Below are 15902 nucleotides of genomic sequence, written 5' to 3'. Positions count from 1 at the left end.
CCAGAACCAAGCCAAATCCCGCCGCTTGGAAGTCGCCCAGGAAGCCGAATTCTATGGCTCCATGGACGGCGCGAGTAAATTCGTGCGCGGCGACGCCATCGCCGGCCTGTTGATCCTGTTTATCAACCTGATCGGTGGCATCGCGGTCGGGATCTTCCAGCACGGCATGACCTTCGGCGATGCGGGCAAGGTCTACGCCTTGCTGACCATTGGTGACGGTTTAGTGGCGCAATTGCCATCACTGTTGTTATCCACAGCTGCAGCCATCATGGTCACCCGTGCTTCGGGCTCCGAAGACATGGGCAAGCAGATCAGCCGCCAGATGTTCGCCTCGCCCAAGGCGCTGGCCGTGGCCGCCGGCATCATGGCGATCATGGGCATCGTGCCGGGCATGCCGCACGTATCGTTCCTGAGCATGGCGGCCATGGCCGCCGGTGGTGCCTACCTGTTCTGGCGCAAGCAAAATGCCGTCAAGGTCCAGGCCCAGCAGGAAATCGCCCGCCAGCAAGACTTGCTGCCATCCCCGGCCCGCGCCCAGGAAACCAAGGAGCTGGGCTGGGATGACGTGACCCCGATCGACATGATCGGCCTGGAAGTCGGCTACCGCCTGATTCCGCTGGTGGACCGCAACCAGGGTGGCCAACTGCTCGCGCGGATCAAGGGTGTGCGCAAGAAGCTGTCCCAGGACCTGGGCTTCTTGATGCCCACCGTGCACATCCGCGACAACCTTGATTTGGCCCCCAGCGCCTACCGCCTGACCCTGATGGGCGTGATCCTGGCCGAAGCCGAGATCTACCCGGATCGTGAGTTGGCGATCAACCCTGGCCAGGTGTTCGGCACGCTTAATGGCATTACCGCCAAAGATCCGGCTTTTGGCCTGGAAGCGGTATGGATCGAAGTCAGCCAGCGCAGCCAGGCACAATCGCTCGGTTACACCGTGGTCGACGCCAGCACCGTGGTCGCTACCCACCTCAACCAGATCCTCTACAAGCACTCCCATGAGCTGATCGGCCACGAGGAAGTCCAGCAATTGATGGGTTTGCTGGCCAAAGCCTCGCCGAAACTGGCCGAAGAACTGGTACCCGGCGTGCTGTCACTGTCGCAGTTGCTCAAGGTGCTGCAAGCCTTGCTCGCCGAACAGGTGCCGGTGCGCGACATTCGCAGCATTGCCGAGGCCATCGCCAACAATGCCGCCAAGAGTCAAGATACTGCCGCTTTGGTGGCCGCGGTGCGTGTCGGGTTGTCCCGCGCCATCGTGCAAAGCATTGTAGGCATTGAGTCTGAGCTGCCTGTGATCACCTTGGAACCAAGGTTGGAACAAATATTGCTCAATAGTATTCAGAAGGCCGGACTTGGCCAGGAAGAGGGCGTTCTGCTGGAGCCAAGCATGGCTGAGAAACTGCAGCGTTCGTTGATCGAAGCCGCCCAGCGTCAGGAAATGGCGGGCCACCCGGTGATTCTGCTGGTGGCAGGCCCGGTTCGAGCGATGTTGTCGCGGTTTGGTCGCCTGGCAGTTCCGAATTTGCACGTTTTGGCTTATCAGGAAATTCCTGACAATAAGCAAGTGACTATCGTCGCGACAGTAGGGCCCAACGGCTGAGGTAGTGGGTTATGCAAGTTAAGCGTTTTTTCGCCGCCGATATGCGTCAGGCCATGAAACTGGTACGTGATGAGCTGGGCGCCGATGCCGCGATTATTGGAAACCGTCGCATTGCCGGCGGTGTCGAGCTGACGGCTGCCCTGGATTACACCCCGTCGGCGCTGGCGCCGCGCGTGCCGAACATGGAACTCGAAGACGAACTGCGCAAGACCGCTTCGCGCATTGTCTCGGCCCAGGCTGAATTGAGCATGCGTGGCGACAGCGATGCCAGCACCAATCGCCAATTGTTCGCCGGCCTGCCGCTGACCGCCGCCGAGCCGTTGGTAGAACCGACCTTCAAAGAACCGCCGCGTCCTGCAGCGCCAGCCCCGGCCGCCGCTGTCGACCAGCGCGCGCTCGACTCGATGCGTTTTGAACTCAATGGCCTGCGTGAGCTGCTCGAAGTACAGCTGGGCTCGCTGGCGTGGACGCAACTGCAAGGCAGCAAACCGCACCAGGCCAACCTGTGGCGTCGCCTGCAACGCATCGGCCTGTCCGGCCCGTTGTCGCGCGATTTGCTTGCACTGACGGCTGAAGTCGAAGAGCCGCGCCAAGCCTGGCGCATGTTGCTGGCGCACCTGGCGCGCATGATCGCCACGCCGGAAATCGAACCGCTGGAAGAGGGCGGTGTGATTGCCATGGTCGGCCCCGCCGGCATGGGCAAGACCACCACCCTGGCCAAGCTGGCCGCGCGTTATGTGCTCAAGTACGGCGCGCAGAACATCGCGCTGGTGAGCATGGACAGCTATCGCATCGGCGCCCAGGAGCAGCTCAAGACCTTGGGCCGCATCCTCAATGTGACAGTGACCCACGTCGACCCTGGCCAGTCGCTGGCTAATGCGCTCGACCCACTGCTGCGCAAGCGCGTGGTGTTGATCGACACGGCCGGCCTGCAAGCCAGCGACCCGGCACTGCGCATGCAGCTTGAAAGCCTGGCCGGGCGTGGCATCAAATCGAAAAATTACCTGGTGCTTGCAACCACCAGCCAGAAACAGGTTCTTACCGCTGCCTACCACAGCTACAAACGCTGTGGCCTGGCCGGTTGCATTCTCACCAAGCTCGACGAAACTGCGAGCCTGGGCGAGGTGTTGAGCCTGGCTATCAGTCATGAGTTACCGGTTGCCTACCTGACCGACGGGCCGCGGATCCCGGATGATTTGCATCTGCCGCGCCGTCATCAGTTGGTCAGCCGTGCTGTCAGCGTGCAAATGCAAGAAGAGCCTAGCGAGGAAGCGATGGCCGATATGTTCGCCGACCTTTACCACAACCCGGCTAAGCGGGTGGGGTGAGGCAGGATGAACACCGTGAAATGTATCTACATCGATGGTCTGCAAGCGATTCACGCGGCCAAGCCATGTAGCCTGCGTCTAAGCAAGACAAGGTAAAGAAATAAAATGGGCAGCATGCATCCCGTACAGGTGATCGCGGTGACCGGCGGCAAAGGTGGCGTCGGGAAAACTAACGTGTCAGTGAATTTGTCCCTGGCCCTGGCAGAGCTTGGCCGTCGCGTCATGCTGCTGGATGCTGACCTGGGCCTGGCGAACGTGGACGTTCTGCTGGGGCTGACACCCAAACACACCCTTGCCGATGTGATCGAAGGCCGTTGTGAGCTGCGCGATGTGCTGCTGCAAGGCCCCGGTGGCATTCGCATCGTGCCGGCTGCCTCAGGCACCCAGAGCATGGTGCACCTGAGCCCGGCGCAGCATGCCGGCCTGATTCAGGCGTTCAGCGACATCGGCGACAACCTCGATGTGCTGGTGATCGACACCGCCGCCGGGATCGGCGAGTCCGTGGTCAGCTTCGTGCGCGCCGCGCAAGAAGTGCTGCTGGTGGTGTGCGACGAACCCACGTCGATCACCGACGCCTATGCCCTGATCAAACTGCTTAACCGTGACTACGGCATGAACCGCTTCCGCGTGCTGGCCAACATGGCCCAAAGCCCGCAGGAAGGGCGAAATCTGTTTGCCAAGTTGACCAAGGTCACGGATCGCTTCCTCGATGTCGCCTTACAATACGTGGGCGCAGTTCCTTATGACGAGTGTGTGCGCAAGGCTGTGCAAAAGCAGCGTGCAGTCTATGAAGCGTTCCCTCGTTCGAAGTGCGCATTGGCGTTCAAGGCTATTGCTCAGAAGGTCGATACTTGGCCGTTGCCTGCCAACCCTCGGGGGCATCTGGAGTTTTTCGTCGAGCGATTGGTGCATCAGACGAGCGCGGGACCTGTGCTATGACATCCAGCGGCTACAACCTTTACAAAAAGTCGGCACGTGACAGTCAGGGCGAACTGATCGAGCGCTATGCGCCCTTGGTCAAGCGCATTGCCTATCACTTACTGGCACGCCTGCCTGCCAGTGTGCAGGTTGAGGACTTGATCCAGGCCGGCATGATCGGCCTGCTCGAAGTGTCGACCAAATACGACGCGAGCAAGGGCGCGAGTTTCGAGACGTATGCGGGTATTCGCATACGCGGTGCGATGCTCGATGAAGTGCGTAAAGGGGATTGGGCGCCGCGTTCGGTACACCGCAATACGCGTATGGTCAGTGACGCAATTCGTGCAATTGAAGCAAAAACCGGTCGTGACGCTAAAGATCATGAAGTTGCGGCCGAACTCCAATTGAGTCTCGACGATTACTACGGGATTTTGAACGATACCTTGGGCAGCCGCCTGTTCAGTTTCGACGACCTTTTGCAGGACGGCGAACACGAAGGGCTGCACGAGGACGGCGCGAGTGCACATCTGGAACCGTCGCGCGACCTGGAAGACGAACGTTTCCAGAGCGCGTTGGCGGAGGCGATTGCCAATTTGCCGGAGCGTGAGCGACTGGTGTTGGCGCTGTACTACGACGAAGAGCTGAACCTCAAGGAAATCGGTGAGGTCCTGGGGGTCAGCGAATCGCGTGTCAGCCAGCTGCATAGCCAGTGCGCCGCCCGCTTGCGGGGGCGATTGGGAGAGTGGCGCGCGCGCTGACAGGCAGTGTGGGGACACTGCAGACGCTACCGCAAAGGCTCTACGCTTTTGCGGGTTCGTGCCGTGGTGCCCTGGGCAGTCCTTTTTGTGTAACGCCTGTTGATTGAAATGGCGCGTCCAGGTGCTGGGCGCGTTTAAGACTGCTTGGAGGTCGAATTGGACAAGAACATGAAAATCCTCATCGTTGATGACTTCTCAACGATGCGGCGGATCATAAAAAACCTGTTGCGTGACCTTGGGTTCACCAACACGGTCGAGGCGGATGACGGCCTGACGGCGATTCCGATCCTCAACAGCGGGAGCATCGACTTTCTGGTAACCGACTGGAACATGCCGGGCATGACCGGTATCGACTTGCTGCGTCACGTGCGCGCCGATGAAAAACTGCGCAGCTTGCCTGTGTTGATGGTGACCGCCGAAGCCAAGCGTGAACAGATCATCGAAGCCGCCCAAGCCGGGGTTAACGGTTACGTGGTCAAGCCATTCACTGCATTGGCCTTGAAAGAGAAGATCGAAAAAATCTTCGAACGCATCCACGGCTGATGTCACCACGGGGGAGCTATGGAGCATAAAGAAACGTCACAGGGCGATTTTGAATCGACCCTGAAAAAGCATGCTCACCAGTTGGTCGACAGCCTTGAAAAAGGCCAGTTCGGCGACGCGGTGCAGTTGATCCATGAGCTTAACCAGACCCGTGACCGCGGCCTGTATCAGGAAGTGGGCAAGCTCACACGCGAGCTGCACAGTGCAATCGTCAATTTTCAGATTGACCCGCACATGCCCCAGGCCGAAGAAATCTCGCAGATCACCGATGCCACCGAACGCCTGTCCTATGTGGTCCGGCTGACTGAGGCGGCGGCCAACCGCACCATGGACCTGGTGGAAAACGCCACGCCCTTGGTCAATGGCATGGCCACCGAAGCTCAGGCGCTCAGCGTTGACTGGGGCCGCTTCATGCGCCGGGAAGTGGGGGCTGAGGAGTTTCGTGAGTTGGCGCGTCGGGTCGAGGGCTTTCTGTCGCGCACCGAACAGGAAAACCGCACGGTGGCCAGCAACCTCAATGACATTCTGCTGGCCCAGGATTACCAGGACCTCACCGGTCAAGTGATCAAGCGCGTGACCCAACTGGTCACCGAAGTGGAAAGCAACTTGCTCAAATTGGTACTGATGGCCGGCCAGGTCGACCGTTTTGCCGGCATCGAACATGACCGCGCAGCGATCCTCTCGGAAAAAGATCCACAAAAACATCTCGCCAAGGGTGAAGGTCCGCAGATTCATGCCGATAAACGTGAAGACGTTGTGTCAGGTCAGGATGACGTAGATGACCTGTTATCCAGTTTAGGCTTCTAAGGAGCACCCACATGAGCTTCGGCGCCGATGAAGAAATCCTTCAGGATTTCCTTGTAGAGGCCGGCGAAATTTTAGAGCAACTGTCCGAACAACTGGTCGAGCTGGAAAGCCGACCGGATGATGCGAACCTGCTCAATGCAATTTTTCGCGGTTTTCACACTGTAAAAGGGGGCGCCGGCTTCCTCCAGCTCCATGAGCTGGTGGAGTGCTGTCACATCGCCGAGAACGTGTTCGACATCCTGCGCAAGGGTGAGCGTCACGTCGACTCGGAACTGATGGACGTGATTCTCGAAGCATTGGATGCGGTCAACGGCATGTTCAGCGAGGTGCGCGAGCGTGCGCCGATCACTGCTGCCACGCCGGAGCTGCTGGCTGCGCTGGCACGCCTGGCCGAACCTGCCGATACCTCGGTTGCGCCGGTCGCCGCGCCTGAGCCTGAAGTTGAAGCCGAGCCGGATGTGACCGACAGCGAGTTCGAACAGCTGCTCAACTCCCTGAGCGCGGTGAAAGCCGAAGCTGAAGCACCGCAAGCGGTGGCTACGCCTGCCGTGCCGACCAGCGAAGACATTACCGACGCAGAATTCGAATCCCTGCTCGACCAGTTGCACGGTAAAGGCCAGTTTGCGCCGGACGCCGTGGCACCTGCTGCTGAGTCGGCAGCGCCTGCTGCGTCTGCCACATCTACAAGCGCCACCGACATTACCGACGACGAATTCGAAGCACTGCTCGACCAACTGCATGGCAAGGGCACGTTTGCTGCCGAAGCCTTGCCGGAAGTCGCCGCCATCGCGGCCGCACCTGCCGCCAGCGCTGCGCCTGCCAGCGTTGAGCCTGCCGCTGACGGCCTGATCTCCGATCACGAATTCGAAGCGCTGCTCGACGAGTTGCATGGCAAAGGCAAGTTCTCTGAAGTGGCCCCGGCCGCAGCAGCGACTGCAACGCCTGTGGCTGCCAAACCTGCGCCAGCCAAAGCCGCCGCGCCTGTGGCTGCCAAGCCCGCACCGGCACCGGCTGCCGCACCTGCGCGTGCCGCAGCGGCGCCGGTAGCCGAAAAGCCTGCCAGTGAAGCCGAAACCACCGTGCGGGTTGATACCGCGCGCCTGGACGACATCATGAACATGGTCGGCGAACTGGTGCTGGTGCGTAACCGCCTGGTGCGCCTGGGCCTGAACAGCGGCGACGAAGCCATGCAAAAGGCCGTGTCGAACCTCGACGTGGTCACCGCAGACTTGCAGACCGCCGTAATGAAAACGCGCATGCAGCCGATCAAGAAAGTCTTCGGCCGTTTCCCGCGCCTGGTTCGCGACCTCGCGCGCCAGCTCAAGAAAGAAATCAACCTGGAACTGGTGGGTGAAGAAACCGACCTCGACAAAAACCTTGTCGAGGCCCTGGCCGACCCGCTGGTCCACTTGGTGCGCAACGCCGTCGACCATGGCGTCGAAACCCCGGAAGAACGCGAAGCCTCGGGCAAGTCGCGTAACGGCAAGGTGATTCTGGCGGCCGAGCAGGAAGGCGACCATATCCTGCTGTCGATCACCGATGACGGCAAAGGCATGGACCCGGCGATTCTGCGTAATATCGCGGTCAAGCGCGGCGTGATGGACAAGGACGCCGCCGACCGCCTGACCGACACCGAATGCTACAACCTGATCTTCGCGCCGGGCTTCTCGACCAAGACCGAGATTTCCGATGTGTCCGGCCGTGGCGTGGGCATGGACGTGGTGAAGACCAAGATCAGCCAGCTCAACGGCTCGATCAACATCTACTCGACCAAGGGCCAGGGCTCCAAGATCGTGATCAAGGTGCCGTTGACCTTGGCGATCATGCCGACCCTGATGGTGATGCTGGGCAACCAGGCGTTCGCCTTCCCGCTGGTCAACGTCAACGAGATCTTCCACCTCGACCTGTCACGCACCAACGTGGTGGACGGCCAGGAAGTGGTGATCGTGCGCGACAAGGCGTTGCCACTGTTCTACCTCAAGCGCTGGCTGGTGGCTTCGGCCAAGCATGAAGAGCAGCGCGAGGGCCATGTGGTGATTCTGTCCGTGGGCACCCAGCGCATTGGCTTTGTGGTCGATCAACTGGTGGGCCAGGAAGAAGTGGTCATCAAGCCTTTGGGCAAAATGCTGCAGGGAACCCCAGGCATGTCGGGTGCGACCATCACCGGTGACGGTCGGATCGCGCTGATTCTTGATGTTCCGAGCATGCTCAAGCGTTACGCCGCTCGGCGTATTTGATTCTGGTGGGGCAGGGCGGTAGTGCCCGCCCCGCCTAACGGAGTGTTTATGGCAGTCAAGGTCCTGGTGGTGGACGATTCGGGTTTCTTCCGCCGCCGCGTCTCGGAAATTCTTTCCGCCGATCCAACCATCCAGGTGGTCGGCACGGCCACCAACGGTAAAGAGGCGATTGATCAAGCCATTGCGTTGAAACCGGACGTGATCACCATGGACTACGAGATGCCGATGATGGATGGCATCACCGCAGTCCGGCACATCATGCAGCGCTGCCCGACCCCGGTGTTGATGTTCTCCTCGCTGACCCACGAAGGCGCCCGGGTGACCCTGGATGCGTTGGACGCGGGTGCGGTGGACTTCCTGCCGAAGAATTTCGAAGACATCTCGCGCAACCCCGACAAGGTCAAGCAGATGCTGTGCGAGAAGGTGCACAGCATTTCGCGCAGTAATCGTCGCAGCCTGTTCAGTGCGCCTGCGCCCGCGCCGGTAGCCGCGCCGACGCCGACCACCTCGACGTTTGCGCGCCCGGCACCGGCACCGATCGCCCGGCCTGCAGTGGCGCCGGTGCGGGCCCCGGCACCGAGCGCGCATTCGCCTGCGCCCAAGCGCAAAGCCTACAAGCTGGTCGCCATTGGTACATCCACTGGCGGCCCGGTGGCCTTGCAACGCGTGTTGACTCAACTGCCGGCCAACTTCCCTGCGCCGATCGTGTTGATCCAGCACATGCCCGCCGCCTTCACCAAGGCCTTTGCCGAGCGCCTGGACAAGCTGTGCCGCATCAGCGTCAAGGAGGCCGAGGATGGTGACATCCTGCGACCTGGCCTGGCGCTGCTGGCACCGGGCGGCAAGCAGATGATGGTCGACGGCCGTGGCGCGATCAAAATCCTGCCGGGCGACGAGCGCTTGAACTACAAGCCGTGCGTGGATATCACCTTCGGCTCGGCGGCCAAGTCCTACGGCGACAAAGTTCTGGCGGTGGTACTCACCGGCATGGGCGCCGATGGCCGTGAAGGCGCACGCCTGCTCAAGCAGGGCGGCAGCGCGATCTGGGCCCAGGACGAAGCCAGCTGCGTGATTTATGGCATGCCCATGGCCATCGTCAAGGCGGACCTGGCTGACGCGGTTTATAGCCTGGACGACATTGGCAAACATCTGGTGGAGGCCTGCCTCTGATGGATGTCTTGAGCCTGATTGGCATCACCATGGCGTTTGTCGCGATTATCGGCGGCAACTACCTGGAAGGCGGCCACCTCGGCGCCTTGGCCAATGGCCCGGCGGCGCTGATCGTGATTGGCGGTACTGTGGGCGCGGCGCTGTTGCAGTCGCCGCTGAGTTCGTTCAAGCGCGCCATGCAGATTCTGGTGTGGATTATCTTCCCGCCGCGCGTGGACCTGCCCGGCGGCATCGACCGTGTGGTCAACTGGAGCCTCACCGCGCGCAAGGAAGGCCTGCTGGGCCTGGAAGGCGTGGCCGATGCCGAGCCCGACAGCTATGCACGCAAAGGCCTGCAATTGCTGGTCGATGGCGCCGAACCCGAGGCGATTCGCAGCATCCTTGAGGTGGATTTCTACACCCAGGAAAGCCGCGACATCAACGCCGCCAAAGTCTTTGAAAGCATGGGCGGCTACGCGCCGACCATCGGCATCATCGGTGCCGTGATGGGCCTGATCCACGTGATGGGCAACCTGGCCGACCCGTCGCAGCTGGGCAGCGGCATTGCCGTGGCGTTTGTCGCCACCATTTACGGCGTGGCGAGTGCCAACCTGGTGTTGTTGCCGGTGGCAAGCAAACTCAAGTCGATCGCCATGCGCCAATCGCGTTACCGCGAAATGCTGCTGGAAGGCATCTTGTCGATTGCCGAGGGCGAGAACCCGCGCTCCATCGAATTGAAGCTCCAGGGCTTCATGGATTAATGCCCATGCACATCGACCTGTGGCCAGTGAGCGTTATGTGGCGAGCGAACTTGTTGTGGCGAGTGAGCTTGCTCACGCTGGGCTGCGAAGCAGCCCCAAAACCATACACCGCAACCTGCCTGAACAAACGCATTGCCTGGAGTGAGGCCGCTTCGCGCCCCAGCGCGAGCAAGCTCGCTCGCCACAGTGAAGCGGGCACCCGTGAAGTGGCCCACAGTGAAGCGCTCAATAGGGGTCAGGGAGGTATCTGCCTGTGAGCCGTCGTCGCCGCGAGCCTGAAGAGCACGTCAACCATGAACGCTGGCTGGTGTCCTACGCCGACTTCATCACCTTGCTGTTCGCGTTTTTTGTGGTGATGTACTCCATTTCGTCGATCAACGAAGGCAAGTACAAGATTATTTCCCAGGCGCTGGTGGGCGTGTTCAACGACACCGACCGCTCGCTCAAGCCGATCCCGATTGGCGAGGAGCGGCCCAAGACCGTGACGCCGGCCAAGCCGCTGGTCAATGACAGTGACGAAACCGCCGCCGGCATCGGTGGCACCAGCGACCCGCTCAAAAGCATCGCCGATGACATCAGTGCCGCGTTTGGCGACTTGATCAAATCCAACCAGATGACCGTGCGCGGTAATGAGTTGTGGGTGGAGATCGAGCTTAATTCGAGCCTGCTGTTCGCAAGCGCCGATGCGTTGCCGAGCGATCAGGCGTTTACCATCATCGACAAGGTGGCGGCGATTCTCAAACCGTTTGAGAACCCGATCCACGTCGAAGGCTTTACCGATAATTTCCCGATCAGCACCGCGCAATACCCGACCAATTGGGAGCTGTCATCGGCACGGGCCTCAAGCATCGTGCGCATGCTCGCGATGCAGGGCGTGAACCCTGGGCGCCTGGCGTCGGTGGGTTACGGTGAGTTCCAACCGGTGGCCAATAACGCCACTGCCGAAGGCCGCGCGCGCAACCGCCGTGTGGTGCTGGTGGTGTCACGTAACCTGGATGTGCGCCGCAGCCTGACCGGCACCGGTACTGCCAACGCAACACCGGATGCAGCCTTGAAGCGGGCTGGCACACAAACTGCACCGCCAACCGTTAAGCCGCCGGTTCGTCAGAGCGCCGTCAATTCTCCGTCACCGGCTCAATAATGTTATGTAATGTCTCGGTCGCGCCTTAGCCTACCGGGAGGAACCAACTGAATGAGAGTCTGGGCAGTTGCCAATCAAAAGGGTGGAGTCGGCAAGACCACCACGTCCATCGCCTTGGCCGGCTTGCTGGCCGAGGCGGGCAAGCGTGTGGTCGTGGTCGACCTGGACCCGCACGGCTCGATGACCAGTTATTTCGGCTATGACCCGGATGCGCTGGAGCACAGCTGTTACGACCTGTTCCTGCACAAGGGCAGCGTACCGGCAGATTTGCCCGGGCAATTGCTGCTGCCCACCAGCAACGAGAGCATTTCGCTGTTGCCGTCGAGTACCGCGCTGGCGACCCTTGAGCGCCAGTCGCCGGGGCAGAGCGGCCTGGGCCTGGTGATCGCCAAGACCCTGGCGCAACTGTGGCAGGACTTCGACTACGCGATCATCGACAGCCCACCGTTGCTGGGCGTGCTGATGGTCAATGCCTTGGCGGCCAGCCAGCAGTTGGTGATCCCGGTACAGACCGAACACCTGGCGGTCAAAGGCCTGGAGCGTATGGTCAGCACCTTGGCGATGATCAACCGTTCGCGCAAACAGGCGCTGCCGTTCAGCATCGTGCCTACACTGTTCGACCGTCGTACCCAAGCGTCGCTGGGCACCTTGCGGGTGTTGCGCGATGCTTACCCGGAAACGATCTGGAACGGCTACATTCCGGTGGACACGCGCTTGCGTGACGCCAGCCGCGCCGGGCTCACGCCGTCGCAGTTCGACGGCAAGAGCCGTGGCGTACTGGCTTACCGTGCGTTGCTTAAACATCTGCTGTCCCAGCAACTTGTGGCGCAGGTGGCGTGATGAACCGTCCCGTTGAGCTTAAGACCCGGCCGCAACTGGCACTGGAATCCTACCTGGATGCCTTGTTGCAGGATGCGACGGCAGAAGAATTGCCCGAGCCGATTCTGGTCCTTGAACCGGCCGTAGTCGAACCCGAAAGCACCCTGGATGAATTTCAGTTAGCGGTGCTGGAAGAACAGGCTCGTGATGCCCACGTGGTGGTGCCGATTGTGCCTGCGCCCGTGGTGGTCACGCCCGTGGTGGTTGAACCGGTGGTCGATGTGCACCTGCCGCCGAGCATCACGCCGCCGCCGGTCACGGGTGACGGTCGCCCATCGTGGGCGGCCGAGCCGTTCGAGTGCCTGCTGTTCGACGTCGCCGGGTTGACCCTGGCGGTGCCGCTGGTGTGCCTGGGGTCGATCTACTCGCTGGAAGGCCAGGAGCTGACGCCGCTGTTCGGGCAACCGGAGTGGTTCCTCGGCATCCTGCCCAGCCAGGCCGGCAACCTCAAGGTGCTGGATACGGCGCGCTGGGTGATGCCCGACCGCTACCGCGATGATTTTCGCCAGGGCTTGCAATACGTGATCTCGGTGCAGGGCTACGAGTGGGGGCTGGCGGTGCATCAAGTCAGCCGCTCGTTGCGCCTGGACCCGAATGAAATCAAGTGGCGCAGCCACCGGGGCCAGCGGCCTTGGCTGGCGGGCACCGTGATTGAACATATGTGCGCGTTGCTCGACGTCGCCGAACTGGCCGAGTTGATCGCCAGTGGGGCGGTCAAGACGATGCCACAGAACAAACGCAGTTGATTGAACAATAAGGGCCGTGCGGTTGCGCGGTCGAAGAAGCACACACTGAAGGGGTCAGGGGTATGAACAAGTCAGCATCCGCACAAGGTTTGGATGATCCGATCCTGCAATGGGTTACCTTCAAACTGGACAATGAAACCTACGGCATTAACGTGATGCGCGTGCAGGAAGTGCTGCGCTACACCGAAATCGCCCCGGTTCCAGGCGCGCCGAGCTACGTGCTGGGCATCATCAACCTGCGTGGCAACGTGGTGACGGTGATCGACACCCGCCAGCGTTTTGGCCTGATGCCTACTGAAGTCAACGACAACACGCGTATCGTGATCATCGAAGCCGACAAGCAAGTGGTCGGTATCATGGTCGACAGCGTGGCTGAAGTGGTTTACCTGCGCCAATCGGAAGTGGAAACCGCGCCGAACGTCGGTAACGAAGAGTCGGCCAAGTTCATCCAGGGCGTGTGCAACAAGAACAACGAGCTGTTGATTCTGGTTGAGCTGGACAAGATGATGAGCGAAGAAGAATGGTCGGAACTGGAGAGCATCTGATTGTTCCTTGATGCGGCGGTGATTGTCCTGGCCCTGTTGTGGGCCGGGACGTTGGCATTCCTGCTGCGCTATATGCGCCAGCAACGGGAACTGGCCGTGCAGCAGGCCGAGCGCGATGCTGTGCGTGACCGACGGATTCTGGATTTGGTCAAGCGTGTGGATCACTTCCAGCAGAGTGCGGTGAAGGTCGGGGATGAAGTGCATGAACTGCGCGCGATTCTTGGGCCGTTGCCGGATAAGTTGGCGCAGATTGAGCAGCGTGATCCTTCAAGCCTGTCGTTTGCCCAGGCGGCCAAATTGGTCGGCATGGGGGCGACGGTGGATGAGCTGACGCAGTCGTGTGGGTTGACCCAGGCTGAGGCGCAGTTGATGAGCAAGTTGCACAAGAGCTGATTGCGGCGATCCTCTGAGACACCGCGGTCGAAATGTGGGAGCTGGCCGAGTATTGTTCTGTTGCTCTGGCCATTACATCCTTTTCGATGGCGAAATCAGCGGTCTTTTGATCTGCGCTTGAGATCGAAAGCCGACCGGAGTGGTTGGATCAAAAGCGCATCAATGTGCTTTCGGGCTACCGATACAATCCTTATAGCAAGGCTCCACACGCACATCCGGCCTGTCGTCGACGTAGAAGCCGTCGCGATTGGGCATCTTCAGATGAGTGAGGGTGGCAGCATCCACCGTGGCGTTCGCTTCCACTATCTCGTTTTTGTTCAGGATATAACCCACCACTGCGTACACCTGATCATTGCTCAACGACTGTGGTTGCTGGAAGGGCATGGTGCGCCTGACATAGTCGAACAGGGTGGTTGCGTAGGGCCAATAACTGCCGACAGTTTTGACCGGTTTGGATGTGGGGAGCGAGCCTGCGCCGCCCATTAGTGCCGGGCCAGTGCCGCCCTCCAGGTTGGCGCCGTGGCAGCCAAGGCAGCTGGTTTGATAGACCTTTTCGCCTTCCATGACCGTGCCTTGTCCGGCGGGCAGGCTCTTGCCATCGGGAGCGACGTCGATGTTCCAGCGGGCGATGTAGTGCTCTGTCACCGGCTGCCCCAAGCCGGATTGCGCAGCCGTCGATGCGCATGCGACCACGCCCATGCTCAGTAGCCCCAATGCCATGGCGGTAAGGTTATGCACGGCCATTGCTCACCTCCCCATTGGCGTTGATGCGCCAGGGCTGGATTGCATTGTTGTGGTAGAACGAGAAGTCCCCGCGCACGGCTTTCAATTGTTCCAGGCTGGGTTGCACGTAGCCGGTCTCGTCGATGGCGCGGCTCATGATGAGCATTTCTTTGCCCAGCCATTGGAAGGGCGCGCGAAACACCGTCAGGCATTTGTTCAGCACCGGCTCCTGCAGCGTGGCCGCATACCAGTTGTTCCCGCCGTCGACGGACACGTCCACGCGGGTGATTTTTCCGTTGCCGCTCCAGGCGATCCCGCGTATTTCATGCGGGCCTTTGCGGGTGAGTGTCTGGGTGCCGGACGGGGCCGTGATGAGTGACTTGCACTCCATCACGAAGGAGAACTTCCTGGCTCGCCCATCTGGCATCAAGTCGGTGTATTTGGCCGTTTCTTCACGGCTGTACGCCGGGGCATCGGTGACATGCAGGCGGCGCAGCCACTTGATGTGGGTATTGCCTTCATAACCCGGAACGATAAGACGCAGGGGGTAACCTTGCTCGGGGCGCAGCCTTTCGCCGTTTTGGCTGTAGGCGACCAACACGTCATCCAGGCATTTTTCGAGCGGCAGGCTGCGGGTCATGGCAGCGCCATCGGCGCCTTCAGCCACAACCCATTTCGCCCCTGGCTTAAGGCCAGACGCGTGCAGCAAGGTTTTCAGCGGCACGCCGATCCACTCGGCACAGCTGACCAGGCCCGCGACTTCAGCGGCGGTTTTGCCCCAGGGCGGCAGGAATGAAGGGTTGCCCGAGCATTCGATGAAGTGGATGCGCGAGACGGCGGGAAACTGGCGTAGCTCATCGAGGGTGAACAGCAAGGCTGTGTCGGTCAGCCCATGAATCACCAGGAAGTGCCTGGCCGGATCAATCGCTGGCACGCCGGCGTGATGGCGTTCAAAAAACAGCCCGTTGGGCGTAATGATGCCGTCCAGTTCCTGCAGGGGCGAAGTACTGTAAGCCGACATGCGCTCGGTAAGCCCGGGGTAGAGATTGCGCACCGCATCCGTCTCAAAGCTGGACGGTTTACCGTAGGGCACACCGGTGGGACCGCCCAAGGTTTTTGTCCAGGCCGGCACTTCCAGTTGTTCATCGGCTGATCCGGGAGATTGTGCCGCGCGCGCCAACGGGCCAAAAGCAACCCCGAGCGCGGCGCTGCCAACCAGCAGGCTGGTTTTGCCGAGGAAGTCCCGGCGAGCCAGGGGCGCGGCGATTGCGGGTTTATCGTCTGTTGAGTCGTCTTTCATTCTGGCTCTCCTGAGCAAAAATTTTGGCGACTCGCCAGCGGTTAACGCTGCACCATTGGTTTTAATGTAGTCGG

16 protein-coding genes are annotated in these 15902 nt (G+C 60.7%); 14 read left to right on the top strand and 2 right to left on the bottom strand.

Features of this window, described 5'->3' with window-relative positions:
- From FEM54_RS00390 to FEM54_RS00320, 14 genes are all read left to right on the top strand, one after another.
- A partial coding sequence (locus tag FEM54_RS00390) for a flagellar biosynthesis protein FlhA (protein WP_138448981.1) occupies positions 1–1600 on the top strand: 1600 nt, incomplete at its 5' end.
- Positions 1601–1611: 11 nt separating this feature from the next.
- Positions 1612–2928 (top strand): flagellar biosynthesis GTPase FlhF, encoded by a 1317-nt coding sequence (gene flhF / locus FEM54_RS00385; RefSeq protein ID WP_017134956.1) that lies wholly within the window; start codon positions 1612–1614, stop codon positions 2926–2928.
- 105 nt (positions 2929–3033) lie between these two features.
- A complete protein-coding gene (gene fleN / locus FEM54_RS00380; RefSeq protein WP_003192912.1) occupies positions 3034–3867 on the top strand; it encodes a flagellar synthesis regulator FleN in 834 nt (277 codons plus the stop codon).
- Positions 3864–4604: an RNA polymerase sigma factor FliA gene (fliA, locus tag FEM54_RS00375; protein ID WP_017134957.1), complete on the top strand. Its 741-nt coding sequence runs from the start codon at positions 3864–3866 to the stop codon at positions 4602–4604. Before fleN ends, fliA begins: the two co-directional genes overlap by 4 nt.
- A 168-nt stretch (positions 4605–4772) precedes the next feature.
- On the top strand, positions 4773–5147 hold the full coding sequence (locus FEM54_RS00370; RefSeq protein ID WP_003192908.1) for a chemotaxis response regulator CheY: 375 nt from the start codon (positions 4773–4775) through the stop codon (positions 5145–5147).
- A gap of 18 nt (positions 5148–5165) precedes the next feature.
- Positions 5166–5954, top strand: coding sequence for a protein phosphatase CheZ (locus FEM54_RS00365; protein WP_099548887.1), 789 nt, complete (start codon positions 5166–5168; stop codon positions 5952–5954).
- An 11-nt stretch (positions 5955–5965) separates the two neighbouring features.
- Positions 5966–8191: a chemotaxis protein CheA gene (locus tag FEM54_RS00360; RefSeq protein ID WP_138448979.1), complete on the top strand. Its 2226-nt coding sequence runs from the start codon at positions 5966–5968 to the stop codon at positions 8189–8191.
- Positions 8192–8239: 48 nt separating this feature from the next.
- On the top strand, positions 8240–9361 hold the full coding sequence (locus FEM54_RS00355; protein ID WP_138448977.1) for a protein-glutamate methylesterase/protein-glutamine glutaminase: 1122 nt from the start codon (positions 8240–8242) through the stop codon (positions 9359–9361).
- Entirely contained in the window at positions 9361–10101 is a 741-nt protein-coding gene (locus tag FEM54_RS00350) for a flagellar motor protein (RefSeq protein WP_005790033.1), read from the top strand. Before FEM54_RS00355 ends, FEM54_RS00350 begins: the two co-directional genes overlap by 1 nt.
- Before the next feature lie 253 nt (positions 10102–10354).
- A complete protein-coding gene (gene motD / locus FEM54_RS00340) occupies positions 10355–11242 on the top strand; it encodes a flagellar motor protein MotD (protein ID WP_017134960.1) in 888 nt (295 codons plus the stop codon).
- A 51-nt stretch (positions 11243–11293) separates the two neighbouring features.
- The gene (locus FEM54_RS00335) at positions 11294–12082 is read left to right on the top strand and encodes a ParA family protein (RefSeq protein WP_017134961.1); all 789 of its coding nucleotides are present in this window, start codon (positions 11294–11296) and stop codon (positions 12080–12082) included.
- The gene (locus tag FEM54_RS00330; protein WP_099548890.1) at positions 12082–12867 is read left to right on the top strand and encodes a CheW domain-containing protein; all 786 of its coding nucleotides are present in this window, start codon (positions 12082–12084) and stop codon (positions 12865–12867) included. The genes FEM54_RS00335 and FEM54_RS00330 overlap by 1 nt, the downstream gene beginning before the upstream one ends.
- 62 nt (positions 12868–12929) lie before the next feature.
- Positions 12930–13412, top strand: a complete 483-nt coding sequence (locus FEM54_RS00325) for a chemotaxis protein CheW (RefSeq protein ID WP_017134963.1) — start codon at positions 12930–12932, stop codon at positions 13410–13412.
- Entirely contained in the window at positions 13413–13805 is a 393-nt protein-coding gene (locus FEM54_RS00320) for a DUF2802 domain-containing protein (protein WP_017134964.1), read from the top strand.
- A 159-nt stretch (positions 13806–13964) separates the two neighbouring features.
- Here the strand turns inward: FEM54_RS00320 and FEM54_RS00315 are convergent, their stop codons facing one another.
- Both FEM54_RS00315 and soxC read right to left on the bottom strand, forming a co-directional pair.
- Entirely contained in the window at positions 13965–14549 is a 585-nt protein-coding gene (locus FEM54_RS00315) for a c-type cytochrome (protein WP_138448975.1), read from the bottom strand.
- The gene (soxC, locus tag FEM54_RS00310; RefSeq protein ID WP_138448972.1) at positions 14536–15828 is read right to left on the bottom strand and encodes a sulfite dehydrogenase; all 1293 of its coding nucleotides are present in this window, start codon (positions 15826–15828) and stop codon (positions 14536–14538) included. The genes FEM54_RS00315 and soxC overlap by 14 nt, the downstream gene beginning before the upstream one ends.
- Positions 15829–15902 lie beyond the last annotated feature (74 nt).

It is taken from the genome of Pseudomonas edaphica (genome assembly GCF_005863185.1).
Classification (GTDB): domain Bacteria; phylum Pseudomonadota; class Gammaproteobacteria; order Pseudomonadales; family Pseudomonadaceae; genus Aquipseudomonas; species Aquipseudomonas edaphica.
This window is presented reverse-complemented; position numbering and strand designations above follow the sequence as displayed.

Excerpts from the sequence above, each read along its gene's own strand:
- flhF (WP_017134956.1), top strand. The coding sequence starts at position 1,612 with ATGCAAGTTAAGCGTTTTTTCGCCGCCGATATGCGTCAGGCCATGAAA.
- fleN (WP_003192912.1), top strand. The coding sequence starts at position 3,034 with ATGGGCAGCATGCATCCCGTACAGGTGATCGCGGTGACCGGCGGCAAA.
- fliA (WP_017134957.1), top strand. The coding sequence starts at position 3,864 with ATGACATCCAGCGGCTACAACCTTTACAAAAAGTCGGCACGTGACAGT.
- FEM54_RS00370 (WP_003192908.1), top strand. The coding sequence starts at position 4,773 with ATGAAAATCCTCATCGTTGATGACTTCTCAACGATGCGGCGGATCATA.
- FEM54_RS00365 (WP_099548887.1), top strand. The coding sequence starts at position 5,166 with ATGGAGCATAAAGAAACGTCACAGGGCGATTTTGAATCGACCCTGAAA.
- FEM54_RS00360 (WP_138448979.1), top strand. The coding sequence starts at position 5,966 with ATGAGCTTCGGCGCCGATGAAGAAATCCTTCAGGATTTCCTTGTAGAG.
- FEM54_RS00355 (WP_138448977.1), top strand. The coding sequence starts at position 8,240 with ATGGCAGTCAAGGTCCTGGTGGTGGACGATTCGGGTTTCTTCCGCCGC.
- FEM54_RS00350 (WP_005790033.1), top strand. The coding sequence starts at position 9,361 with ATGGATGTCTTGAGCCTGATTGGCATCACCATGGCGTTTGTCGCGATT.
- FEM54_RS00335 (WP_017134961.1), top strand. The coding sequence starts at position 11,294 with ATGAGAGTCTGGGCAGTTGCCAATCAAAAGGGTGGAGTCGGCAAGACC.
- FEM54_RS00330 (WP_099548890.1), top strand. The coding sequence starts at position 12,082 with ATGAACCGTCCCGTTGAGCTTAAGACCCGGCCGCAACTGGCACTGGAA.
- FEM54_RS00325 (WP_017134963.1), top strand. The coding sequence starts at position 12,930 with ATGAACAAGTCAGCATCCGCACAAGGTTTGGATGATCCGATCCTGCAA.
- FEM54_RS00315 (WP_138448975.1), bottom strand. The coding sequence starts at position 14,549 with ATGGCCGTGCATAACCTTACCGCCATGGCATTGGGGCTACTGAGCATG.
- soxC (WP_138448972.1), bottom strand. The coding sequence starts at position 15,828 with ATGAAAGACGACTCAACAGACGATAAACCCGCAATCGCCGCGCCCCTG.